General features: G+C 67.7%; 24 protein-coding genes, 1 tRNA gene and 1 pseudogene. 7 read left to right on the top strand and 19 right to left on the bottom strand.

The features are described from left to right. Positions 1-10 precede the first annotated feature (10 nt). Complete coding sequence (locus tag AC3WL7_RS06310; protein ID WP_492749809.1) at positions 11-346, top strand: hypothetical protein; 336 nt, start codon at positions 11-13, stop codon at positions 344-346. Positions 347-528: 182 nt separating this feature from the next. On the opposite strand, the gene AC3WL7_RS06315 is transcribed toward AC3WL7_RS06310, so the two are convergent. From AC3WL7_RS06315 to AC3WL7_RS06330, 4 genes are all read right to left on the bottom strand, one after another. Further along, positions 529-2,181 carry a M28 family metallopeptidase gene (locus AC3WL7_RS06315; RefSeq protein WP_492749810.1) on the bottom strand — a complete coding sequence of 551 codons (1,653 nt, stop codon included), beginning with the start codon at positions 2,179-2,181 and terminating at the stop codon, positions 529-531. Positions 2,182-2,262: 81 nt separating this feature from the next. After that, on the bottom strand, positions 2,263-3,195 hold the full coding sequence (locus tag AC3WL7_RS06320; RefSeq protein WP_492749686.1) for an MBL fold metallo-hydrolase: 933 nt from the start codon (positions 3,193-3,195) through the stop codon (positions 2,263-2,265). 205 nt (positions 3,196-3,400) lie between these two features. Then, positions 3,401-3,697 (bottom strand): hypothetical protein, encoded by a 297-nt coding sequence (locus AC3WL7_RS06325; protein WP_367381105.1) that lies wholly within the window; start codon positions 3,695-3,697, stop codon positions 3,401-3,403. Positions 3,698-3,821: 124 nt separating this feature from the next. Further along, positions 3,822-5,114: a tryptophan--tRNA ligase gene (locus AC3WL7_RS06330; RefSeq protein WP_492749687.1), complete on the bottom strand. Its 1,293-nt coding sequence runs from the start codon at positions 5,112-5,114 to the stop codon at positions 3,822-3,824. 109 nt (positions 5,115-5,223) lie between these two features. On the opposite strand from AC3WL7_RS06330, the gene AC3WL7_RS06335 reads away from it, so the two are divergent. After that, positions 5,224-6,033, top strand: coding sequence for a hypothetical protein (locus AC3WL7_RS06335; RefSeq protein ID WP_492749688.1), 810 nt, complete (start codon positions 5,224-5,226; stop codon positions 6,031-6,033). A gap of 81 nt (positions 6,034-6,114) precedes the next feature. On the opposite strand, the gene AC3WL7_RS06340 is transcribed toward AC3WL7_RS06335, so the two are convergent. The 6 genes from AC3WL7_RS06340 to AC3WL7_RS06365 form a co-directional block, all read right to left on the bottom strand. Then, positions 6,115-6,336: a CsbD family protein gene (locus AC3WL7_RS06340; protein WP_079224919.1), complete on the bottom strand. Its 222-nt coding sequence runs from the start codon at positions 6,334-6,336 to the stop codon at positions 6,115-6,117. Between the two features lie 194 nt (positions 6,337-6,530). Next, entirely contained in the window at positions 6,531-6,668 is a 138-nt protein-coding gene (locus AC3WL7_RS06345; RefSeq protein WP_079224917.1) for an entericidin A/B family lipoprotein, read from the bottom strand. Between the two features lie 151 nt (positions 6,669-6,819). After that, positions 6,820-7,740 carry an arginase gene (rocF, locus tag AC3WL7_RS06350; protein WP_079224915.1) on the bottom strand — a complete coding sequence of 307 codons (921 nt, stop codon included), beginning with the start codon at positions 7,738-7,740 and terminating at the stop codon, positions 6,820-6,822. A 105-nt stretch (positions 7,741-7,845) separates the two neighbouring features. Then, positions 7,846-8,367: an NTF2 fold immunity protein gene (locus AC3WL7_RS06355; protein WP_492749689.1), complete on the bottom strand. Its 522-nt coding sequence runs from the start codon at positions 8,365-8,367 to the stop codon at positions 7,846-7,848. Then, positions 8,357-8,800, bottom strand: coding sequence for an ankyrin repeat domain-containing protein (locus tag AC3WL7_RS06360; RefSeq protein ID WP_492749690.1), 444 nt, complete (start codon positions 8,798-8,800; stop codon positions 8,357-8,359). The genes AC3WL7_RS06355 and AC3WL7_RS06360 overlap by 11 nt, the downstream gene beginning before the upstream one ends. Before the next feature lie 58 nt (positions 8,801-8,858). After that, positions 8,859-9,629, bottom strand: coding sequence for a DUF3011 domain-containing protein (locus AC3WL7_RS06365; protein WP_492749691.1), 771 nt, complete (start codon positions 9,627-9,629; stop codon positions 8,859-8,861). Between the two features lie 165 nt (positions 9,630-9,794). On the opposite strand from AC3WL7_RS06365, the gene AC3WL7_RS06370 reads away from it, so the two are divergent. Together AC3WL7_RS06370 and AC3WL7_RS06375 are read left to right on the top strand one after the other, a co-directional pair. Beyond that, on the top strand, positions 9,795-10,730 hold the full coding sequence (locus AC3WL7_RS06370; RefSeq protein ID WP_492749692.1) for a hypothetical protein: 936 nt from the start codon (positions 9,795-9,797) through the stop codon (positions 10,728-10,730). 502 nt (positions 10,731-11,232) lie between these two features. After that, positions 11,233-11,637 (top strand): annotated as a pseudogene (locus AC3WL7_RS06375) (hypothetical protein). On the opposite strand, the gene AC3WL7_RS06380 reads toward AC3WL7_RS06375, so the two are convergent. Together AC3WL7_RS06380 and AC3WL7_RS06385 are read right to left on the bottom strand one after the other, a co-directional pair. After that, a complete protein-coding gene (locus AC3WL7_RS06380) occupies positions 11,623-12,111 on the bottom strand; it encodes a hypothetical protein (protein WP_492749693.1) in 489 nt (162 codons plus the stop codon). The pseudogene AC3WL7_RS06375 and the gene AC3WL7_RS06380 sit on opposite strands and share 15 nt — an antisense overlap. Continuing rightward, positions 12,108-13,349, bottom strand: a complete 1,242-nt coding sequence (locus AC3WL7_RS06385; protein ID WP_492749694.1) for a PAAR domain-containing protein — start codon at positions 13,347-13,349, stop codon at positions 12,108-12,110. Before AC3WL7_RS06385 ends, AC3WL7_RS06380 begins: the two co-directional genes overlap by 4 nt. Positions 13,350-13,610: 261 nt before the next feature. Here AC3WL7_RS06385 and AC3WL7_RS06390 point away from each other — a divergent pair, with 261 nt between their 5' ends. Then, positions 13,611-14,312, top strand: a complete 702-nt coding sequence (locus AC3WL7_RS06390; RefSeq protein WP_492749695.1) for an NYN domain-containing protein — start codon at positions 13,611-13,613, stop codon at positions 14,310-14,312. Between the two features lie 69 nt (positions 14,313-14,381). On the opposite strand, the gene AC3WL7_RS06395 is transcribed toward AC3WL7_RS06390, so the two are convergent. From AC3WL7_RS06395 to birA, 4 genes are all read right to left on the bottom strand, one after another. Continuing rightward, positions 14,382-14,457, bottom strand: a tRNA-Thr gene (locus tag AC3WL7_RS06395). Between the two features lie 40 nt (positions 14,458-14,497). Continuing rightward, entirely contained in the window at positions 14,498-15,346 is an 849-nt protein-coding gene (locus AC3WL7_RS06400) for an SPOR domain-containing protein (RefSeq protein WP_492749696.1), read from the bottom strand. Between the two features lie 10 nt (positions 15,347-15,356). Next, complete coding sequence (locus AC3WL7_RS06405) at positions 15,357-16,088, bottom strand: type III pantothenate kinase (RefSeq protein WP_492749697.1); 732 nt, start codon at positions 16,086-16,088, stop codon at positions 15,357-15,359. Next, positions 16,085-17,050 (bottom strand): bifunctional biotin--[acetyl-CoA-carboxylase] ligase/biotin operon repressor BirA, encoded by a 966-nt coding sequence (gene birA / locus AC3WL7_RS06410; protein ID WP_295522011.1) that lies wholly within the window; start codon positions 17,048-17,050, stop codon positions 16,085-16,087. The genes AC3WL7_RS06405 and birA overlap by 4 nt, the downstream gene beginning before the upstream one ends. 142 nt (positions 17,051-17,192) lie before the next feature. On the opposite strand from birA, the gene AC3WL7_RS06415 reads away from it, so the two are divergent. Together AC3WL7_RS06415 and AC3WL7_RS06420 are read left to right on the top strand one after the other, a co-directional pair. Next, a complete protein-coding gene (locus tag AC3WL7_RS06415; protein WP_079224897.1) occupies positions 17,193-17,477 on the top strand; it encodes a hypothetical protein in 285 nt (94 codons plus the stop codon). After that, positions 17,444-18,232: a zinc-dependent peptidase gene (locus AC3WL7_RS06420; RefSeq protein ID WP_200733089.1), complete on the top strand. Its 789-nt coding sequence runs from the start codon at positions 17,444-17,446 to the stop codon at positions 18,230-18,232. Before AC3WL7_RS06415 ends, AC3WL7_RS06420 begins: the two co-directional genes overlap by 34 nt. A gap of 91 nt (positions 18,233-18,323) precedes the next feature. On the opposite strand, the gene AC3WL7_RS06425 is transcribed toward AC3WL7_RS06420, so the two are convergent. The 3 genes from AC3WL7_RS06425 to AC3WL7_RS06435 all read right to left on the bottom strand — a co-directional run bounded on the left by AC3WL7_RS06425 (position 18,324) and on the right by AC3WL7_RS06435 (position 20,927). Next, on the bottom strand, positions 18,324-19,748 hold the full coding sequence (locus tag AC3WL7_RS06425) for an ATP-binding protein (RefSeq protein WP_079224893.1): 1,425 nt from the start codon (positions 19,746-19,748) through the stop codon (positions 18,324-18,326). 22 nt (positions 19,749-19,770) lie between these two features. Then, the gene (locus AC3WL7_RS06430) at positions 19,771-20,454 is read right to left on the bottom strand and encodes a response regulator transcription factor (protein ID WP_079224892.1); all 684 of its coding nucleotides are present in this window, start codon (positions 20,452-20,454) and stop codon (positions 19,771-19,773) included. A gap of 71 nt (positions 20,455-20,525) precedes the next feature. Then, complete coding sequence (locus tag AC3WL7_RS06435; protein ID WP_079224890.1) at positions 20,526-20,927, bottom strand: hypothetical protein; 402 nt, start codon at positions 20,925-20,927, stop codon at positions 20,526-20,528. Positions 20,928-21,120 lie beyond the last annotated feature (193 nt).

Consider the following 21,120-nt stretch of genomic DNA (forward strand, 5'->3'; position numbering starts at 1 on the left):
CACCGGTGCAATGCCGGTGGCTGCTGCGTCTCCGGCGTCGCCGCTGATGTGGATGGCGGTGGTGCTGGCCGCAGCCACCGCAGTGGCCTGGCTGCTGCGCCGCCCCAGTGCGCAGGCCGCGTGGCCGCGCATCGGCTTCGGGGTGGCATTGCTGGTGTTCTGTGCCGCGCTGGCGCTGCAGCTGGCGGTGGACCTGGGCAGCGGCCACAGCTCCCTGGCGATGAGTACCCACCCGCGCGGCGGGCAACTGCACCCGATGGGCATGCGCACGATGGTGGCGTGCTATCTGGCCGCGCTCGTCGCCAGTGGCTGGGGCGCATGGAAGCTGCTGCGCCAGCGACGGTAGTGCCGGCCGCTGGCCGGCAACCGGCGACCGGCGACCGGCGACCGGTAGAGTCGACTGTTAGTCGACTGCTCTTCGATCAGGCTGCCAAGAACCCCGCGCTGCGCGGGTAGTCGACTAACAGTCGACTCTACCCAGTCGACGCTACCGGCTTCGGCGGAACACCGTGGCGCCCGCCGGCCCCCTCAACGACGGGCGGCGTCGCTCTTCTCGCGGGCACCGTGGAATTCCGACGCCTTCTCCCACTGCGGCCAGCGGCGGCTGTTGGCCAGTTCGGCGCCCAGGTCGTAGACCAGCAGGGTGTCGGCAGCGTGGCCGGCCGGGTCCCAGCTCGGGGTCCAGGCATCGCAGGCCTGGTGGTAGCAGTCGGCGAAGTACTTCTCGCGCAGCGCGCGGCCGGCCTCGACGCCGCCGTCCAGCTTGTCCAGGCCCGGGCCGATGGTGATGGCCGGCACGCCCAGGCGGGCGAAGGCGAAGTGGTCGGCGCGGTAGAAGAAGCCCGCTTCCAGGTTCGGGTCGGGGCTGTAGCTGCGGCCACGGGCCTTGGCCACGCGTTCCAGGTCACCTTCCAGCGACACCCGGCCCTTGCCCCACGACGCGATGTCACGCGTCGCACCGTCCGGGCTGAACATTTCGATGTTCAGCACGGCGGCGGTCTTTTCCAGCGGCGCCAGCGGGTGCGCGGCGTAGTAGCTCGCACCCAGCAGGCCCTTCTCCTCCGCGGTCAGGGCCACGAAGTACAGGCTGCGCTGCGGCTGCGGGCCGGCCGCGAATACGCGGCCCAGTTCCAGCACGGTGGCCACGCCGGTGGCGTTGTCGATGGCACCGTGGCGGATGCGGTCACCCTTGGCATCGGGCTGGCCGATACCGAAGGCATCCCAGTGCGCCGAGAAGATCACGGCCTCGTCGCCATGCTCGCCACCGGGCAGCTTGGCCACCACGTTGCGGGTCACCACCTGCTCGCGCTTCAGTGCGAAATCCACGCTCAGCTTCGCGTTGTCCAGCACCACCGGGCGGAAATCGGCCTGCATGGCCTTGCGCTTCTCGGCGTCGAAATCCAGGCCCGCGTCGGCGAAGATCGCCTCGGCCAGTTCGCGCTGCATCCAGCCACGCAGCGGCGTGTGCTGGGCCATCGCTTCGGCCTGGCCGCGTTCGATGTCGAACAGCGGCGAGGTGCCCGAGCTCTTCACCGTGGCCCAGCCGTAGGCGGCCGGCGCGGTCTCGTGCACGATCAGCACGCCCTCGGCGCCGCGGCGTGCGGCTTCCTCGAACTTGTAGGTCCAGCGGCCGTAGTAGGTCACTGCCTTGCCATCGAACGCGCCCGGTGCATCGGCTTCGAAATCAGCGTCGTTGATCAGCACCACGGCGATCTTGCCGTGCAGGTCCACGTCCTTGTAATCGTTCCACTGGCGCTCGGGTGCATCGATGCCGTAGCCGACGAACACCAGCGGCGCGTTGTTGATCTGCACGCGTTTGCGCGGCTGCAGGCTCTGCAGCGTCACGTCCACACCGTTGGCCAGCGTGCGCTTGCCCTTCTTCAGCTGCAGGCTGGCCTTGGCCGGGCCATCCAGTTGCGCACGCACCAGCGGCACCGGCTGCACCCAGCTGCCATCGGTACCACCGGGCTGCAGGCCGTAGCTGCGGAACTGCTCGATGAGGTACTGCACGGTGCGCTCTTCGCCTGCGCTGGCCGGTGCGCGGCCCTCGAACTCGTCCGAGGCCAGCACCCGCACGTGGCGCGACAGTGCCTGCGGATCGATGCCGCCGCCGGGCAGGTCGTTGGCCGCATGGGCCAGGCCCCCGACGAAGAGGCAGGACGACAGCAGCAACACACGCATCGGATTCACGGCAATACCACGGCAGGAAGGGGAGTCACCAGAGTGTAACGTGGTCGTGACACCGCGGCGCAGCCGTGCCGGTCAGCGGCGTGCGCGGTCCAGCCAGCACGCCAGGCCCTGCGCGTTGAGCTCGATGTCCATCGCCAGCACCTCGGCCACCGCCGCCTGGTCCAGTGCGCAGCCGTGCTGCTGCGCGCGTTCCAGGTACAGCGCCTGCAGCGCGGCCAGCAGGCAACGGTGGCGGTCGGCACGGCCATCGCACTGGCGGCCGATCGCCGCCATCGCATCGATCTGCTCGAACAGGTCGCCGGCCAGCTTTTCGACCTGCTGCACGCGGCCGTAGTGGGTCAGGTACATCGCCTGCGGGCCGTAGCCCAGCATGCGCTGGATCGAGGCCTTCATCGCCTCCGGGTCGAACTGCACCGGCGAGGAGGTGGGGAAGATGAAGGCGCCCTGCGCGCTGTCCAGCTCGCGGTAGGAAATGCCGAACGTATCGCCGGTGAACCAGCTGCGGCTGCGTGCATCCCACACGCAGTAGTGGTGCTGCGCGTGGCCAGGGGTGTGCAGCAGCAACAGCTCGCGGCCTGCCAGGTCGACGCGGTGGCCGTCTTCGGCCACCACCACGCGGGCCTCGGCAATCGCTTCGATGCGGCCGTAGCTGCGGGCGATTTCCTCGGCACCATAGACGGCGGTGGCACCGGCAATCAGCCGGGTCGGGTCGATCATGTGCGGCGCACCGCGGGGGTGCAGCACGGCCTTGGCATTGGGCAGCTGCTGCATCAGCAGGCCCGCACCACCGGCATGGTCCAGGTGCACGTGGGTCAGCAGCAGCCAATCCACCGCCTCCACGCCCAGCCCGGCATCGGTCAGCGCCTGCAGCATGGCCGGCACGGACAGGCCGGTGCCGCAGTCGACGAAGGCCGCACGGCCGTTTTCGACGATGAGGTAGGCCGCGTCGAAGTCGGGACGCTGGAAGCCGGTATCGATGGTGTGGATGCTGGGATCGGCGGTCATCGGCACGCACCTGGCAGGATCAGGAACAGACCCCCATGGTAGGCGCCAGCGCGGGCCCGGTTCGATGCGGCTTTGGTCGGGTAGTGCCGGCCGCTGGCCGGTTGTGGACGGGTCGGCGGCGGGTAGAGTCGACTGTCAGTCGACTTCGCGCGCAGCGCGGAATTTGGCGATGGCCGACAGGAGAGCAGTCGACCAACGGTCGACTCTACCTTTGCAGCCAGCGTGGCCGCAGCAGCAACGCCAGCACCAGCACCGCCAGGAACGCGCCGTAGGCATACAGCACGGCCAGCACCTGCGGCCAGATGGGTCCGGCACCGGGCTGCACGCGGCCGATGTGATAGCCCCACAGCATCGAGCCGATGCTCAGGGCGAAGGCCAGCACCAGGGTGGTGGTATCGAACAGGCGCCGCCGCGCAGTGCGCGGCTGGCGCGGGAACAGCCAGTACAGGCTGCCCAGCAGCAGGAACCAGGGCAGGAACAGCAGCAGCGACAACCAGGCCATCGCAGACTCCATGTCATCGCGCCGGGGGCGCGCGGCCATCATGCCATGGGTGCAATGCCGTGGTCGTGCCGGCCGCTGGCCGGCATGTCCCGTGCGGTTGCCGGCCAGCGGCCGGCACGACCCGTCATTCGGCGCGCAGCTCTGCCAGCGCGTCCAGCACGACTTCCACGTCGGCTTCCAGCTTGAACAGCTCGCTCTGCAGCTGGTCGCCCTGCTCGGCCTGCTTGATCACCGCGATCAACTGGCCGGCATCGCGCGGCGAATCGAAGCCTTCGCTCTGGATCAGCAGCGTGCCGTCACCGGCGGTCAGCTTGAAGTAGAAACGGCCGTCCTTTTCGCGGTACTGCTTGAACAGCGGCGGTGCCACGCGGGCCACGCCGGCATCCTCGCTGGCGATGTCGCCGGCGCTGGACAGGTCACGCAGGCCCACCGCATGGCGCAGCTCTTCCAGCAGCGGTGCGGCCAGCTGCTCGCGCAGCTGCTGGCCACGGCGCTTGAGCAGCGCTTCGATCTTTTCCGGCTCGGCCATCAGCGCGTTGTAGCGCTCGCGCAGCGGCGACAGCTCGCCGTCGATGCGCTCGAACAGCTGCTGCTTGGCATCGCCCCAGCTGATGCCGGCGGCAAAGGCCTTGGCGAATTCAGCGGTCTGTTCCGGGGTGGCAAAGGCCTGGTACATCTGGAACAGCGCCGAGCCCTCGGTGTCCTTCGGCTCGCCCGGTGCGCGCGAATCGGTGAGGATCGAGAACACCAGCTTCTTCAGCTCCTCGCGCGGCACGAACAGCGGAATGGTGTTGTGGTAGCTCTTGCTCATCTTGCGGCCGTCCAGGCCGGCCAGCGTCGCCACCTGCTCGTCGATCACCACGTCCGGCAGCGGGAAGTACTCCTTGCCGTACACGTGGTTGAAGCGCTGGGCGAAATCGCGCGCCATTTCGATGTGCTGGATCTGGTCGCGGCCCACCGGCACCTGGTTGGCCTTGAAGATGAGGATGTCGGCGGCCATCAGCACCGGGTACATGAACAGGCCGGCGCTGACGCCCGCATCTTCATCCACGCCCTCTTCGCGGTTCTTGTCCACCGCCGCCTTGTAGGCATGCGCGCGGTTGAGGATGCCCTTGCTGGCGATGGCGGTGAGGAACCACATCAGCTCGGTGGTCTCGCGGATGTCGCTCTGGCGGTAGAACCACACGTGTTCCGGGTCCAGGCCACAGGCCAGCCAGCTGGCGGCGATCTCCAGGGTCGCGCGCTGGGTGCGCTGCGGGTCCTGCGACTTGATCAGGCTGTGCAGGTCGGCCAGGAAGAAGAAGCTCTCGATGTCCGGAGCGCGGCTGGCGGCAATGGCTGGACGGATGGCGCCAACGTAGTTGCCCAGGTGGGGCGTGCCGGAGGGGGTGATACCGGTGAGGACTCGGGTCGTCATGACTGCGTGGGGGTAACCTTCGATGAACGGGGCCAGTTTACCGCGCCCGTGACCAACCCCGTCAGGGCCTGCGGCGCGTTTGTTCACCCAACCCCGCTGGAGACGCCCGATGAAACGCCTGCTGCCCCTGCTGCTGATCCTGCCCCTGGCTGGCTTCCGCCCGGCCCCGCTGCCGCCGCCGATCGCCCAGGACGGCCCGGTCCGCATGACCCTGGTCGACCGCGACCGCGGCACCGAACTGCGCAGTTACCCGGCCGACGGCCAGCGCTGGGTGGCCGGCGATCGTGGCCATCGCTATGCGGTGCGCCTGTACAACGACAGCCCGCGCCGCGTGCTGGTGGTGTTGTCGGTGGACGGCATCAATGCCATTTCCGGCGAGGAGGCCAACCCCTCCCAGACCGGCTACGTGCTCAACCCCGGCCAGCGCGCGGACATCACCGGCTGGCGCAAGAGCCAGGACGAGGTGGCCCAGTTCGTGTTCAGCAGCCCTGGCAACAGCTATGCCAGCCGTACCGGGCGGCCGGACAACGTGGGCGTGATCGGTATCGCGGTGTTCAACGAGCGCACCCAGTGGCGGCCGGAGCCGCGCCCCATCCTGCGCCGGCCGGCGTCGCCCGCCCCCATGGCTGAAGCCTCCGCAGCCGCCGACAGCAGCGCCCGTGCCAGCCGTGCCGAAGGCTACGCGGCCAAGTCGCAGGCACCGGCACTCGGCACCGGCCACGGCGACCGCGAGACCTCGCAGGTGCGCGACACCACCTTCGACCGCGCCAGCCGCGATCCGTCCTACGTCAGCGAACTGCGCTACGACAGCGCACGCAACCTGCGCGCACGCGGCATCGTGCTCGATTCGCCCTCGCGCCTGCCGCGCGAGCCGCAGGCCTTCCCCAACCGCTACGTGCCCGACCCGCCCTCGCGCTGAGGCAGACACCACGACGCCCGCACCATCACGGTACGGGCGCCGGGCTGTGGGGGCGCGCTGTGGGGGAAGCGCGACGGACCTTTACTTGAAGTCCGGATAATCCTTGCGGACGCTGTCGGAGAACTCGTGCACTTCCTTCTCCGCGCGGTCCTTGGCCCAGCCATAGCGTTCCTGCAGACGGCCGGCCAGATACTCAGCGTTGCCTTCGGCCACATCGAAATCGTCGTTGGTCAGATCGCCCCACTTGGCCTGTGCCTTGCCCTTGAGCTGCGACCACTTGCCGGAAATGATGTCTTTGTTCATTGCTGGAACCCTTGGTTGCAACGGCGTTCTTACCGTGGTTCCAGCTTCGCGCATCGGCTGTTGGCCAGCGGTCAACCCGCAATGAAAAGCGTGCTCACCTGCTTGAATGGTTCACTCCGCCTGCACCCTGGAAAGCGCGCACAAAAAAGGCCGGGACAATATCCCGGCCTCTTTCATTGGGCACCACCCCGGGCTCAGTTGCCCTTGGCGGCATCCTCAACCGACTGGCCTGCCTTCTGCACATCCTTGCCGGCGCCGGCAACGGTGTTGCAGCCAGCCAGCATGGCCACCGAGAACATCGACAACAGCATCAGGGCAACTACACGCTTCATGGTCTTCTCCTGGGGTTCGCCACTACATGGTTTTCATCGCGCTTGGCCATTCCCGCAGTGGAGTGGCCTTGCGTGAAGTGCAATCTGGCGTCTGCCGCGTGCAGCGAGTGTGAACAGGCTTCCAGGCCGTTCAGGTGCAGGCCGCTGACGCTCAGTCGCGCATCAGCGTGGACTTGCCAAACAGGCTTTCCACCAGGTCCACCGCCAGCTCGGCGGTCGCGTTCTGCTTGTCCAGCAGCGGGTTCAGTTCAACGATATCCAACGAACCCATGCGGCCGCTGTCGGCAATCATCTCCATCACCAGCTGCGCCTCGCGGTAGTTCACCCCGCCCGGCACCGTGGTGCCCACGCCCGGGGCAATGCTCGGGTCGAGGAAATCCACATCGAAGCTGACGTGCAGGTGGGTGTTCTCGTCGATGCCGGCCAGTGCCGCTTCCACGGTGCGCTTCATGCCGTTCTCGTCGATGTAGCGCATGTCGTACACATCGACCTTGTGGGTCTTGATCAGGCGCTTCTCGTCCGGGTCCACCGAGCGGATGCCGATCTGGTGCATCTGCGCCGGGGTGATGGCCGGGCTGCTGCCGCCCAGCTGGGTCAGCGCGTCCGGGCCGAGCCCGCACAGGCAGGCCACCGGCATGCCGTGGATGTTGCCCGACGGGGTGACATCGCTGGTGTTGAAATCCGAATGTGCGTCCAGCCACAGCACGCGCAGGGTCTTGCCCTGTTCGCGGCACCAGCGCGCCACGGCGGTAATCGAGCCGATGCCCAGGCAATGGTCGCCGCCCAGCATGATCGGCATGCGCCCGGCCTGCAGTTCAGCGTAGCTGGCGTCCATCAGCGCGCGGTTCCAGGCCACCACCTCGTCCAGGTGGCGGTAGCCCTGCACCGGCGTGGTCCACGGGTTGCGCGGGCCGTCCAGGTTGCCCAGGTCGCGCACGTCCACGCCGCGCGCCTCCAGCGCCTCCGGCAGGCCGGCCACGCGCAGGGCTTCCGGGCCAAGCCGTGCACCGCGATGGCCCGCGCCCACGTCGGTGGGCACGCCGATGAGGGTTACGGAAATGGGATGGGCCATGGGTGCCTCCTGCAGGCGAAAAAGAAGCACAGTCTAGCCAGAGGCATGTGACACCACTCGCGGCGGTGCAGCAGGAAAGTGCCGCGATCCTGGCCGCTTCGCCACTCAGGGAATGGCCGTCGTCCAGGCCTCGGTGTGGTACTGGCGCTTCTTCAGCACGTCGATACGCCACTGGCCACCAACGCGCTTGAGCACGAACAGGTGTTCATAGCGCAGCGAGCGGGACTTCTGCGGGTCATCGCGTACCAGCACTTCCGCTTTCGAGGCGGTCGGCTTCGCAACGGCCACCAGCAGATCCTCAGGCACAAACCGCCGGGGGTTGCCGACCGAAACACCGGTTGCGTACGCCCGTTTCCGCTCCGTACACCAGGCCGCCAGGAGATTTGCCTTCTCCTCCTGGAAGCCCGGACTGAGCAGGAGCGTGCCGCCGGCCCGGGAATCCAGGTAACCGCGCGTTTCCCACGCGTAGTGGGCCAACAGATAACCGCGCACCACGGCCGCCGGTTCCCCAGCCGCGTCCGGTTCGGGCCATTCCAGCGGCGGTGCCTCCATCAACACAGGCGGCGGCGTCGCACCGGCGGCGTGCAACAGTGCCACCACCTCGGCATACCCGCGGTCATCGGCCATCGCCAGAGCGTTCCGGCCGTCGAAATCCAGCGGTGCTACGGACTGCTACGGACGCGCCGCTGTCCAGCAACCGTTCGACCATCGCCAGGTGCCCACCTGCGCACGCCAGCATCAGCGGCGTACGCCGTTGTTCCGATGAAGCAGGATCGAGCATGGCGCCGCGTGCGATCAGCAGGCCGCCGATTTCAGTATCGCCTTGCTCGGCGGCCCAACCCAGCGCGGTGTAGCCCAGTGCCGTGCAGGCATGCTCGATATTGGCACCGCGATCCAGCAAACGCGCTACGGCATCCCGCTTTCCGGCAATCACGGCCGAAAGCAGTGCGGTGCGCCCCGTACCCTTGTGCTGCCACTCGATATCGGCGCCTGCATCCAGCAAGGCATCGATCCGGTCGAGATCCGCCTTTTCAGCAGCCTTGGCCAGAAGATGGGACATGGTGATGCCACCCGACGTCAGTAAGGGCGGCCACCATAGGGCGGTGGGCGCGACGAACTCAACCCCCGCGGTGCCGCACGGGCGTCACGCTCTGCACTTCGCCGCTGTTGCGCAGCATGCACAGGAAGCGGCCATCGGGGTAATCGATGATCAGTTCCTGGTAATCGCTGCCCACCGGCACCTGGGTGACCAGCGTGCCCTGTGCGCCCTTGCGCGTGTTGCAGGCCCCCAGCGCATTGCCACCGCTGGGTGCGCTGTACGCGGCGCGCGAGGTGTTGCGGAACACCGCGCGGCACCCGCCATTCACCCACACCGCGTGCCGCGACAGGCCCCAGTTCTGGTCCTGCTCGCAGCGCGTGCGGCTGATCTGGCGGGCCACTTCCACGTTGCCGCGCGTATCCATCGCGCACGACACCTGGCGCTGGTCGGTGGATTCGCAGGTGACCTCACTCGGCAGCGCCGCCCCCTCATCGTCATCGTGGTGGTGGCGGTCGTGCCGCTCCGTCGCGGCCGGTGCATCGCTGCCGCTGACCTGGCAGATGCCGTTGGCGCCGCCACGGCCGGTGTAACTGATCTGCGGCGTGCCGTCGTCACCGCGGGTGATCGACAGGGTCACGCCGCTCTGCGCATCACGCGCTTCGAAATAGCGGTCGTTGAAGCGCTTCAGCGCCGCCTCCCGCCCCTGGACGTAGACCGGCCCGCCCTCATCGGCGTGCACATCCAGGCCGCCGGGACAGCTCGCGTTGAAGAACGGCACGGCGGCCATGGCCGGGGCCGCGACGGCGGAGCACACCAGTGCAGCGGTCAGGGAAACAGCGTAGCGACGCATGATTGACTCCCAAGGCGGCCCGGTTGGGCGGATGGCGACAGTATGCGTCGGCAGGGGCGCGCCGGTCCGTGAGGAATATCAAGACCTCGATCGGCCATCGCGGGGCCGGTGCGTCACGGGCCGGCGCTATCATCCGGGCACCCCAAGGACGACCGGACCACCCGCATGGCCACCTCCAGCTTCGCCCCCGCCCAGCAGACCCTGCTCGAGCTGCAGCAGCGCATCCACGCCTTCAGCCTGGACACCGCCAGCGAGTACGCGCTGGACATCGACGATCCAGCCGGGCCGTTGTGGCTGGCGCTGCAGACACGGCTGACCGTGGCACCGCTGTACGGTGGCCTGCACGTGGAATTTTTCGGCAACCCGTGGGACGAACCGTTCGAATGGACGCTGGCCTGCCTGTCTGATCCGGGCGTGGCCGCGGCGGTCATGTCGCTGCGCTTCACCGGCGGGGATGAGGGCGCCAACGGCACCCGCGAATGGGCGTTCACCTCCCTGCTGGACAGCAACGTGCAGTTCCCGCGCCTGCGTTCGCTGGTGATCACCCCCACCGCGCCGGAGCACCACAACACCTCGCTGATCCAGCGCGCGGGCTCGATCATGGAAGAGGCGGGCGAGATCGCCCGCTTCGCCAGCCGTGCCCCGCACCTGACCGAACTGGTGGTGCCCAACGCGCCGGATGCCCGCTTCTTCGACGTGCCGCTGCCGCACCTGAACGTGCTGCAGATTGGCGGCGGCTACGACACCCAGCACTTCATCGAGCACCTGGCCGCATCGCGCAACCTGCCGGCACTGGGCCTGCTGGATTTCAGCGAATCCACCGAACTGCAGTTCACCTGGGCCGATGCGCGGCAGGCCAATGCGGTGACACCGTTTGCCGCCTACGAACGGCTGTTCGCCAGTGACGCGTTCGCAGCGGTGCATACCTTCCGCCTGCGCAACAGCGCACTCAGCGTGGCGCAGTTGCAGACGCTTCAGGCCCTGCGGCCGGGGTTGCAGTTCATGGTCATCCAGGCGGGCATGGGCGGTTACGTCAGCCATTTCGAAAAGAACGTGTTCCCGTGGGCGCATCTGGTGCCGGGCGATACCGGGCAGCGGTAACGCTCGGCTTGGCACCGCACTGAGGGTGTGCATGGCCTGGTGCGGCTGTTAAGCCAGCTTTGCAATGCGCGTGGGGCGTGGCTTCAAGCGTTGCGATGTCGTTGATTGCGTCAGCACACCTCGAACACGCTCGCGCACGTTGTCGCTTTTGCCATCGGAGCCTGAAAAACAGGCCAATCGCGATAATTCATTTTTCCTTTCGGAAACAGCAGATTCATCCGAACAATTGATTGGCGCGTCACGACTTTGCGTGCCCAAGATGAATTGCCACCCGCACTGGGTGGCCGGGACTTCCAAACCCGTGTTGTGATGAAGCAAGTTTGCGCTTGTCAGCCGACGTCGCCTGTATGTGGCGGCGTCGGCTGGCAATCCGTCTGCGGCTGTATGGCGGGCGGTGCGTGGGGGTCTCGTACCCGCCGGCTCATCATTCCCGGTTTTGGAAGCCACGCATCGTCCGCCACCCTCAGCCGGTGGCATCTCCGTTACTGCCGAGGATGCCCGCATGTCCAAATCCCGCCACCCGTACCTGACCGCCACCCTGGGCGACGCCGCCACGCAGCTGCCGCCCGATCTGGCCCAGCCACTGGAGGACGCCTTCGCTGCCGCAAATGAAGTGCCCTGCACCATCACCCTGCGCAACTGCCTGCTGAACATTGCCGCCGGCGATGCCGCGGATGGACAGCCCTGGCCGTTGCCGACCCGCACGCCCGGCTAGGCGGCCGACAACGCACGCCGGGACCGCAGCGCCGCCGGACTGGTCGCGCTGCTGGAGCTGTATCACGCCAACGAACGCGTGCGCGTGGATGGCGAGGAAAAGGACGATATCGGCGACGGTGCGCGCGAAGGGCTCATGCTGGCCTGCCGGGGGCTGGCCGAATATGTGGCGTTGCAGTCACGGCCGGGGTGAGGCAGTGCACTCCGATTCACCGGCCTTGGTCACCACCTTTCCGGCCACGTCCACCATGCAGAAGCGGCCGTTGAACCAGCGGGACTGCGCCTCGTCCTTGTTGCCCGGCGTGCCCGGTGTGCGGCCCCAGAGTTCCACCTGGTAGCGCTTGCCGCTCTGCAGCGCGGGCGCGGGCGGTCCGCCTTCCCCGTAGGGCAGGCACTGCCCCGGCGGCAGCGGCGGTTCGGCAGACCCGGACTGCAGGAAGTCGCGTTCCCAGATCGGCGCGCCGCCCGTGCCGACTTCCATCACCGAAACACCGGTGATGAGCGGCGCGTTGGCGCGCGTTTCGCGGGTATCGGGCACGCCGAAACAGGGCACACCGCCACGGTCCTGGATGGTCGCCTGCTGGTAGCGCCCGGCGGGCGACGAACAGCTGGCCATCATCGGCAGCAGCAGGCCCAGCAGCGCGACCGGCACTCGCAGTTGCATCATCGGGTTGTCCTCGGCAGGTTGTCCTTGCTGCTGCGGTCGGCAAGGAACTGGGAGAGCGTGTGTTCCAGCTGTGCGCCGATGCCGGCCACCGCGCGATATCGGGTGTTGTTCATGCGCGACTGTGAGCCACGGAAGGTGACGAGGAAGTAGTCGGCCAGCATGTCACCCTGCGCCTCCATGTTGTAGTCGTGGAACAGGCGCGTTTCATCCAGCACGTAGTCATAGCTCATGCCCGGCCTCGGCCCGCGCACGAGCTTGACGTTGTAGCCGAGCTGGTACTGCCAGACATGCGTCATCTCGTGGATGAAGAACTGCTGGTTACCGATGCTGTCGGCGGAGAAGTCATCGAGGTAGATGCCCTTGGGGAAGTACATTTCGCCGTTCGGGGTAACGGCGGTGTTCTTGTCCTGGAAGCCGAAAAACAGCCAATAACCGTGGTTGTGGACCTTCACGCTGCTGTAGTCGACCGCATCGCCGAACACCAGCCGTGCCATCTCGATCTCGCCCGGGGTCAGGCTGCGCTCATGGCCCGGCGCACTCACCGGCACGACCGAGGTGCCCATTTCGTCGGAGGTGGTCATCACCCCATCAAGCTCGAAGACCTCCTTGGCGTCGGCGCTGGCCGGCGACGTGCGTGCGCAGCAGCCCGTCGGCTGCTCGGGCGGATGCAGCTCGGCACGCGCGATGGGCTGGCTCTGGCCGGATGACACGCGTGCCGTCTCGCCCTGTGCATTGGTGGTGCCGTTGATGGACTGGCCATCGGCTAGGTGCAGCGTGTACGGCACATTGGCCAACGGTGTCCCTTGCGAGCCGACGAACCGGACCGCCTGGTCGTACGCAGGCAGCACCTTGCTGGCGAGCGGCGCCACGGCGCCCACGATGGCGGCGACCTTGCTTGCGGCACCAGAGCTCGCACCTGCACCGCCCGCGACCGCGACCGCGCCCGCACCGCCACCGCCACCGCCACCGCCGGTGACATGCACCACGGACTGCTGGCTGGACAACACCCGGCAGCCACAGGCAAGCGCGCTGCCATGCAAGGCAACCGGCTGGCCATCGACCATCAGCGTGGCATCGCCTTCGACAATCGCGAAGACGCCTTTATGCAGACTTGGGCAGGTTGCCTTGTCCCCGATACGCGCGACGCCCTTGCCGGCAACATCGGTGTCACCCGAGGCGGTGATCACCCGACCGCCGCTGGAGGTAACGTCCCCCATCACAATCCAGTTCCGTGCCATGTCCGTCATCCGTTGCAGACCGGGCACATCATGCGACGAATCTGGCGGGCTCAACTGAATAGGCGGCTGGGGGGGGTACGGCGTGGGGCAGGGCTGGCGTGGGCAGGGCTTTGAATGTCGGCATCTGCCTTGCACTGGTACGCGCGCGCCGATATAAAATGGCCGCACCACTCCTCCTTTGCCGCGTCATTCGGTTGACTCAACGGCTCAGGACGAAAAAACCGCCGAAAGGCGGTTTTTTCACATTTGCAGGAAGCAAATATGGCGATCACGACAGCGGTCTACGTGGACGGCTACAACCTCTACTACGGCCGCATCAGAAATACGTGCTTTAAATGGATTGATGTCGTGAGGCTATTCGAGATCCTGCTCCACGATCAGAACCCGACGAATGAACTAGCGCACGTGCACTATTTCACGGCCATGGCATTGGGGCGCTTTGCTACTCATGGCGGCGCTTCAGTTGCAGCACAAGCGTGCTACCTGCGCGCGCATGAACATCTCCACCCTGATCGATTCCTCAAGACATTGGGCAGGCACAGCATGGAGAGAAAGGGAACACTGCTTCCAGTCTTCAACCCAGACGGCCCTTATGACCGCAAGCAACGCATACGGGTGTGGAAAATTGAGGAGAAGCAGACGGATGTGAACATCGCCTTGGCGATGTATCGGGATGCAGCATCCGGGAGATATGCGCAGATGGTTATCTGTTCGAATGACAGCGACGTTGAGCCGGTGCTCAGTGCGATTCGAGAGGACTTTCCACACATACGACTGGGCGTAGTGACGCCGAGACACCCTCCGGATGGCGGTGGCCCCGCGGGAAGGTCAGTGAGTTCGTCTCTCGATGGGAGGGCGGACTGGACAAGAACGCACCTCTTGGACGACGAACTGAAACGCGCCCTGCTGCCACTGCGCGTACAAACGGGAAGGAAGCCCATCCGAAAGCCTGAACACTGGTAGCCATACGAGCGCGCACGGCATGCTCACAGGGGCCAAGGGCCACGTTCTGCGCCATGGCCGGCCATGATCTGGTGCCGCTTATCCGAATCGAACGGATGACCTACTGTTTACAAGACAGTTGCTCTACCAACTGAGCTAAAGCGGCATGGGTGCTTCACCGGCGGCAGTGCCGCGGTGGGGCGATTCTAGCGCAGTCGCGTGCATTCCAGCGACCGCTGCTGCGCAGCACCGCTGCGCTGCTGCACCTGCTTCGGTTCGCTGCCGGCGGCCAATTGCCCTTCCAGCCACCATTGCCCGGCGTCGCCACTGGCCACCAGGCGCGGCTGGAAGCCGGCGGCCTTCACGGCGGCAATGCGGCGCTCGGCGCCCTCGCGGTTGCGGTACTGGCCCAGGGCGATGGCGTTGCTCTCTTCGCCCTGGCTGATGATGTAGTAATCGCTGAGACCGGCGGCGACGATGCGCTTGACCGTGGCCTGCGCCTCCTCGCGGCTGGCGGCGGCTGGCAGCAGCACGCGGTAGCGGGTGCTGCCGCTGGCGGCGGGCTGTTCGCGCAGGCGCGCCGGGGCCAGCAGGCTGCCGGCGCGGCCTTGTGCGGCCACGGCCGCGGCGCGGTCGGCAAACGGGCCCAGGGCAACGCAGCGCGGCGGTGCGGCGGGCTTGTCGGCAGCGGGCTTCGCTACGGCTGGCGCTTCGGCCACCGGCTCGGCGGGCTTGGCGGCGGCAGCCACGGTGGGTGCTGCGTTGGCAGTGGGGGCGGCTTCGGCGGGCGGCGGTGTCGCCGGTGCCGGTGCCTGGGTGGCCGCCACGGCGGCGCTGGGTGCGGCCTCGCGCTCCTGCAGGGCTTCGGTGGGCGTGGCGGCGCTGGTCTGGGCCACGGCAGCGGCATCGGTGCCGCCCGGCAGCCAGCGCAGCTCGGCCACGCCGGTGGCGGGCTGGGGCGGCGTGGCCGGCGCGGGTTCACTGCGCAGCAGCCACCAGCTGGCGACGCCTACGTTGAGGATGGCCAGCACGACGATCAGGGCACGGGTCAGCATGCTGCCGATACTAGCCTGCGGGCTGGTGCACCGCCCAGCGGGCGAGGCCGTCCAGCACCAGCGACGGGTGGTAGTCGGCGCCGTCCAGCAGCGGCATCAGCGCGGGTGCGCCGCCGCCATGCACCAGCAGCGCGGGGGACACGCCCAGCAGCGCCTGCGCGTGGCGGGCACTGCGTTCCACCAGCGCCACGGCTGCACCATCGCAGCCGGAGGCCAGCGCATCGGCGGTGTCGTTGGCGAATTCGCTGTAGTCGCCCCCACTGGCCGGCAGCTGCACCGCACGCGCGTGCAGCGCTTCGCGCATGGTGGTGGGCGAAGCGGAAATGCGGCCACCGTGGTGCTGGCCGTCGGCGTCCAGCAGGTCGATGGTCAGCGCGGTACCCACGCCCACCACCAGCACCGGGCGCCGCGCGGTAGCGGCGGCCAGCAGGGCCAGGAAACGATCAACGCCGAATTTTTCCGGCTTGGCGTAGGCAATGCGCACGCCCGCGCATTCGGCACTGGTGCGCACCACGCGCACATCGCCGAAGCGGGCCTGCAGCTGCTGCAGCATGGCGGTGGTCAGCGACGGTGCGGCCACGCTGGCAACAAAGGCGGTGCCGCCCGTGGGCAGGCTGTGCGGCGGCTGTGCGGCCATGCCTTCGGCGCCATGCGCCCAGGCCTGCACGTCACCGGCGCGGTCACCCTGCAATGGCGCGAACTTGAAGCGCGAATTGCCAAGGTCGAACAACCAATCGCTCATGCCTTCCTCACGCTCACTTCGCCGGCGTGCAGCAGGCGCTCGTGGCCATCGATGCGCACGCGCAGGGCGCCGTCATCGGCCAGGCCCAGGGCGGTGCCGTGCTGCCATTGGCCTTCCAGTTCCACGCGCACCTCGCGACCGGCCAGCATGTCGAAGGCGGCATAGCGCGGCAGGAACGGGGCCAGGCCCTCGCGGTCGAAGACGTCCAGCGCCGGCAGCAGGCGCGCCAGCACGGCGGCCACCACCACGTTGCGGTCCACGTGGGTACCGGCCAGGGTGTCCAGGTCCACCCACGGCTGGGTGATCTGTTCGGCGAAGGCCGGCGGCATGTGCACGTTGATGCCGATACCGATGACCGCACGCGCCGGGCCGGCGTACTCGCCGCCGCCCTCGGCCAGCAGGCCGACCAGCTTGCGGCCGTCCACCAGCACGTCGTTGGGCCACTTCAGCTGCGCCTGGGTGTAGCCGAGGTCGTGCAGGGCCTCGGCCACGGCGATGCCGGCCACCAGGCTGAGCCCAGCCAGGCGGCCCAGGCCGCCGGAGAACAGCCGCAGCACCGAGAGGTAGACGTGGGCAGCCAGCGGCGAGGCCCAGCTGCGGCCGCGACGGCCACGGCCGCCGGTCTGGCGCTCGGCCAGCAGGACGCAAACGCCGCGCTGTGGCGCGCTGCAACGCAGCAATTCGGCATTGGTGGAATCCACCGTCCAGGCCACCTGCAGCTCATGCAACAGGGCCACGGCGTCGTCGGGCAGGTGCGCGCGGATGGCCGCCGGGTCCAGCAGCTCCAGCGGCTGGCTCAGGCCATAGCCCTCGCCTGCGCGGCCTTCGATGCCCACACCAGCAGCCCTAAGTCCTTGAATGCGCTTCCAAATGGCCGCCCGGGTCTGGCCCAGCTCACGGGCCAGGGCGTCGCCGGACAGGCGACCGGCAGCGAGTTTGGCCAGCAATTGGCGATCGTCCACGGCAGCTTCCACAAGGTCAGAACGGAATTATGCGGGAAAGCCGCCAGCGACGCCCGCAGGGTGCCGGGGGCGGGGCTTCCAATCCGGGGCCGGGTTCGGGCTAGAATCGGGAACTCACCCTCCCTTAACGTGGATGTCGTCAATGCGCCGTTATGCCCATTGCCTGATCCTGCTGACGATGCCCTTTGCGGCGTCGGCGACGGCATCGCTGGACGACAGCCGTGGGGGCTGCGTGTACTCCACCCCGGACGCCGCTTCGCAGCGTGCTGCCACGTCCACCGCTTCGGCCACCGCAGCCAAGCCGGCGCCGGTACGGCCGGCGGCCAGCAGCGCCACCAGCAGTGGCGGCGGTGGCAGCGATGACGATGTGCTGCAGCGCATCCGCGCGCCGAAGTGGCACAGCTACCTGCCGGGTATGTTCCGCTGATCAAGTCGTTGCTGCAGTGGCTGCGGCCTGCGCCGCGGCCGATCGAAGATGCGGTGTGGAATGAAGCCTGCGGCCGCGCCGCCTGGCTGCGGGGCCTGGGCGATGCGCGCCGCGCGCGCCTGCGCGTGCTGGCCACCCGCTTCCTGCATGAGAAGACCATCACCCCGATTGGCGAGCTGCAGCTGCAGGTGGCCGATGGCGTGCTGCTGGCCGCGCTGTGCTGCCTGCCGCTGCTGGAGTTCGGCGAGGTCGGGCTGGAGGGCTGGTCGCAGCTGATCGTCTACCCCGACGCCTTCCGCGTGCACCGCAGCCACATGGATGCGGCCGGCGTGCTGCACGAATGGGATGACGAGCTGATTGGCGAATCGTGGGACAGCGGTCCGTTGATCCTGTCGTGGGCCGACGTGCAGGCCGACCTGGCCGCGCCGCACGAGGGCTACTGCGTGGCCGTGCATGAAATGGTGCACAAGCTGGATGCGCTGGATGGCGCGATGGATGGCACCCCGCCGTTGCCGCGTGCGTGGCAGCGCGAGTGGGCGGCGGCGTTCCAGCAGTCCTACGACGCGTTCTGCGCACAGGTGGATGCTGGCGTGGAGACGCTGATCGACCCGTATGCGGCCGAGGCGCCGGAGGAGTTCTTCGCAGTGGCCAGCGAGTACCACTTCTCCGCGCCGGATCTGCTGGCGCAGGCGCTGCCGGAGGTGGCCGCGCACCTGCGGCGGTTCTATGGCGAGCCGCCGGCAATGGCCGATTGATTCATCCGTTCGCCGGGCATGGCCCGGCGCTACCTGCGGGCACGTCGACCGGTAGCGCCGGGCCATGCCCGGCGGATCGAAGTGCCGGGGTTTACGGGCCTGGCGGCAGGCGCACTTCGAAGCGGGCGCCGCCCAGCTCGCTGGAACGGGCCACCAGCAGCTCGCCGCGGTAATCCTTGATCAGGTCCTGCACGATCGACAGGCCGATGCCGTGGCCCTGCACGCGCTCATCGCCGCGCACGCCACGCTGCAGCACCTTGCCGATGTCTTCCGGGGCGATGCCCGGGCCATCGTCGTCCACCGCCAGCAGCAGGCCGGCGCGGCGCGCGTTGGGTGCCGGCAGCGGCTGTGCGGTCAGCAGCACGCGGCGCTTGGCCCACTTGAAGGCGTTTTCCAGCAGGTTGCCCAGCAGTTCCTGCAGGTCGCCCGGTTCGCCGTGGAAACGCGCGGCCGGGTCGATGTCGAATTCGCACAGCACGCCCTTCGACGCGTAGACCTTCTCCAGGCCACGCACGATTTCCTCGGCGTTGGATTCCACCGGCAGCGGCGCGGAGAACAGCTTGTGGCCCGACGAGGCGGCACGCGCCAGCTGGTAGGACACCAGGTTGTTCATGCGCTGCAGCTGCACGTCCAGTTCCTCGCGCAGGGCGCCATCGCCGGCACCGCTGTCCATCTGCGTGCGCAGCACGGCGATGGGCGTCTTCAGGCTGTGCGCCAGGTCGGCCAGGGTGTTGCGCTGGCGCTCGAGGTTCTCGCGCTCGCTCTCGATGAAGGCATTGATGCTGTCGGTCAGCGGTTCCAGCTCGCGCGGGTGGCGCTCGCTCATGCGCTCGGTCTCGCCGCGCTGCACCTTGGTCAGCTCGGTGATGACCCGGCGCAACGGGCGCAGGCTCCACTGCAGGATTACGGTCTGCAGCAGCAGCAGGATCAGGCCGATGCCGCCCAGGTAGAACCAGACCCGGCTGCGGAACACGCGCAGCTGCGCGCCCAGCGCGCGCGAGTCTTCCATCACGTAGATGGTGTACGGGAATTCGGTGGCGGGGTCGGCGTCGGCATCCCACACCAGGCCCAGGCCGTAGCGGTACACCGAGCCCTGGCTGCCATCGATCTGGATCATCGGCAGCGGGCCTTCGAACACTTCCTGGCGCGGGGCCAGCAGGCCGCCGCCCACGGTGGGCAGCATCGGGCCTTCGGCGGACATCGAATTGCCCTTGCCGTCCGGCATCACCACCTGCAGGTACAGGCCACTGCCGGGCACGTCGAAGCGCGGATCCGGCGGCTGCTCGCGGATGTACAGCGAGCGGTCGCGGGTGAAATCGATGCCGGCCGCGTAGGCCGTGGCGTAGTTCTTCAGGCGCTCACGCAGGTTCGCCTTCGCCGTGTCGGCGAAGGCGGCATCCAGCGCGTAACCGGCCAGGGCCAGGAACGCGACCAAGCCCACGGACGCGGCGAACAGCTGGCGCGCCTGCAGTGAGCGCGGCCGCCAGCGTCGGAAGAACCACAGACGGCCGGACATCGTTTATCGCCTTGTGAAAGGCTCAGCCCTCGTTGCGCGGGATCGCGAAACGGTAGCCGCGGCCACGCACGGTCTCGATCGGCTTCAGTTCGCCGTCCGGGTCCAGCTTCTTGCGCAGGCGGCCGATGAACACTTCCAGCACGTTCGAGTCGCGGTCGAAATCCTGCTGGTAGATGTGCTCGGTGAGGTCGGCCTTGGAGACCAGTTCACCGGCATGCATCATCAGGTATTCCAGCACCTTGTACTCGTAGCTGGTCAGGTCGACATTGCTGCCGGTGACGCTGACCGTCTGTGCTGCCAGATCCAGGGCAACCGGACCGCATTCCAGGGTCGGCTTGCTCCAGCCAGCGGCGCGGCGCAGCAGCGCGTTGACGCGGGCCAGCAGTTCTTCCACATGGAACGGCTTGACCAGGTAATCGTCGGCGCCCTGCTTGAGGCCTTCGACCTTGTCCTGCCAGCTCGAACGCGCGGTCAGGATCAGCACCGGGAACTTCTTGCCCTCATCGCGCAGGGCCTTGATCAGCTCCATGCCCGACATCTTGGGCAGGCCCAGGTCGATGATGCCGACGTCGAACGGCACTTCGCGGCCCATATAAAGGCCTTCCTCGCCGTCCTGTGCAGCATCGACGGCAAAACCTTCGCGCTTGAGCCGGGCTGCCAGGGTCTCACGCAGCGGGGCTTCGTCTTCGACCAGAAGGATACGCATGAACTCTCCCTAGTGTCCTGGGTGTGGCCCGGAGGCCAGTGGGTACGGTGTATTACGGCAACTATCCCTGTTCAGGGGTTATCGCCGCGTAGTGATGACATATCCGACCGCGGCGTGCGCGGCTGTGAACGTGCCGGGGCGGGATCGTCCATGTAGCGGACGCGGCCCCGGTCATCCATGTATTTGACCCGGTTGATGTCCCGGCCATCGAACGGCACGCGCTCGGCGCCGAGGATGTGGCCACCGGTGGAGCGCTGCACCCGGCGCACGGCATCGGACAACGAACGATCATCGCCACGGCCACCACGATCCATCATGTCCGTACGCATGTCCGCGCGCATGGCGGCACGCGGCTCACCGCCACCACCACCACCGCGCGGTGGCTGCTGGGCCATCGCTGCAGAAAGGGGGGCAGCCGCCAGGACCACGCAGGTGGCCAGGGCAATGCGGCGGTGGAAGGGAGCGGAAGACATCGATGCGATCCTAGCCGAGCACGGCGATTCGTTCAAAAGTCGTAAATCCGGAGCGCCGGATACGGAACCCGGCCTTTACATTTCCTTTGCAAATGATTGGTTTGGCGCGGTGAATCCGATCTGAACTTTTCCGGGTGCTCTCCGGCGTTGTTCATCTAAGTGAACATTCGGGACGAATCTACGGGCCTTGTCA

The sequence above is a fragment of the Stenotrophomonas sp. FW305-3-2-15-E-LB1 genome, from assembly GCF_058787375.1.

What these genes read in the sequence shown, in the direction of transcription:
- AC3WL7_RS06335 (WP_492749688.1), top strand. Translation starts at nt 5,224, where the DNA reads ATGAAACGCCTGCTGCCCCTGCTGCTGATCCTGCCCCTGGCTGGCTTC.
- AC3WL7_RS06365 (WP_492749691.1), bottom strand. Translation starts at nt 9,629, where the DNA reads ATGCGTCGCTACGCTGTTTCCCTGACCGCTGCACTGGTGTGCTCCGCC.
- AC3WL7_RS06380 (WP_492749693.1), bottom strand. Translation starts at nt 12,111, where the DNA reads ATGATGCAACTGCGAGTGCCGGTCGCGCTGCTGGGCCTGCTGCTGCCG.
- AC3WL7_RS06400 (WP_492749696.1), bottom strand. Translation starts at nt 15,346, where the DNA reads ATGCTGACCCGTGCCCTGATCGTCGTGCTGGCCATCCTCAACGTAGGC.
- AC3WL7_RS06435 (WP_079224890.1), bottom strand. Translation starts at nt 20,927, where the DNA reads ATGTCTTCCGCTCCCTTCCACCGCCGCATTGCCCTGGCCACCTGCGTG.
- AC3WL7_RS06355 (WP_492749689.1), bottom strand. Translation starts at nt 8,367, where the DNA reads ATGGCCGATGACCGCGGGTATGCCGAGGTGGTGGCACTGTTGCACGCC.
- AC3WL7_RS06315 (WP_492749810.1), bottom strand. Translation starts at nt 2,181, where the DNA reads ATGCGTGTGTTGCTGCTGTCGTCCTGCCTCTTCGTCGGGGGCCTGGCC.
- AC3WL7_RS06330 (WP_492749687.1), bottom strand. Translation starts at nt 5,114, where the DNA reads ATGACGACCCGAGTCCTCACCGGTATCACCCCCTCCGGCACGCCCCAC.
- rocF (WP_079224915.1), bottom strand. Translation starts at nt 7,740, where the DNA reads ATGGCCCATCCCATTTCCGTAACCCTCATCGGCGTGCCCACCGACGTG.
- AC3WL7_RS06385 (WP_492749694.1), bottom strand. Translation starts at nt 13,349, where the DNA reads ATGGCACGGAACTGGATTGTGATGGGGGACGTTACCTCCAGCGGCGGT.
- AC3WL7_RS06360 (WP_492749690.1), bottom strand. Translation starts at nt 8,800, where the DNA reads ATGTCCCATCTTCTGGCCAAGGCTGCTGAAAAGGCGGATCTCGACCGG.
- AC3WL7_RS06310 (WP_492749809.1), top strand. Translation starts at nt 11, where the DNA reads ATGCCGGTGGCTGCTGCGTCTCCGGCGTCGCCGCTGATGTGGATGGCG.
- AC3WL7_RS06320 (WP_492749686.1), bottom strand. Translation starts at nt 3,195, where the DNA reads ATGACCGCCGATCCCAGCATCCACACCATCGATACCGGCTTCCAGCGT.
- AC3WL7_RS06405 (WP_492749697.1), bottom strand. Translation starts at nt 16,088, where the DNA reads ATGAGCGATTGGTTGTTCGACCTTGGCAATTCGCGCTTCAAGTTCGCG.
- AC3WL7_RS06370 (WP_492749692.1), top strand. Translation starts at nt 9,795, where the DNA reads ATGGCCACCTCCAGCTTCGCCCCCGCCCAGCAGACCCTGCTCGAGCTG.
- AC3WL7_RS06345 (WP_079224917.1), bottom strand. Translation starts at nt 6,668, where the DNA reads ATGAAGCGTGTAGTTGCCCTGATGCTGTTGTCGATGTTCTCGGTGGCC.
- AC3WL7_RS06430 (WP_079224892.1), bottom strand. Translation starts at nt 20,454, where the DNA reads ATGCGTATCCTTCTGGTCGAAGACGAAGCCCCGCTGCGTGAGACCCTG.
- AC3WL7_RS06425 (WP_079224893.1), bottom strand. Translation starts at nt 19,748, where the DNA reads ATGTCCGGCCGTCTGTGGTTCTTCCGACGCTGGCGGCCGCGCTCACTG.
- AC3WL7_RS06415 (WP_079224897.1), top strand. Translation starts at nt 17,193, where the DNA reads ATGCGCCGTTATGCCCATTGCCTGATCCTGCTGACGATGCCCTTTGCG.
- AC3WL7_RS06325 (WP_367381105.1), bottom strand. Translation starts at nt 3,697, where the DNA reads ATGGCCTGGTTGTCGCTGCTGCTGTTCCTGCCCTGGTTCCTGCTGCTG.
- AC3WL7_RS06390 (WP_492749695.1), top strand. Translation starts at nt 13,611, where the DNA reads ATGGCGATCACGACAGCGGTCTACGTGGACGGCTACAACCTCTACTAC.
- AC3WL7_RS06340 (WP_079224919.1), bottom strand. Translation starts at nt 6,336, where the DNA reads ATGAACAAAGACATCATTTCCGGCAAGTGGTCGCAGCTCAAGGGCAAG.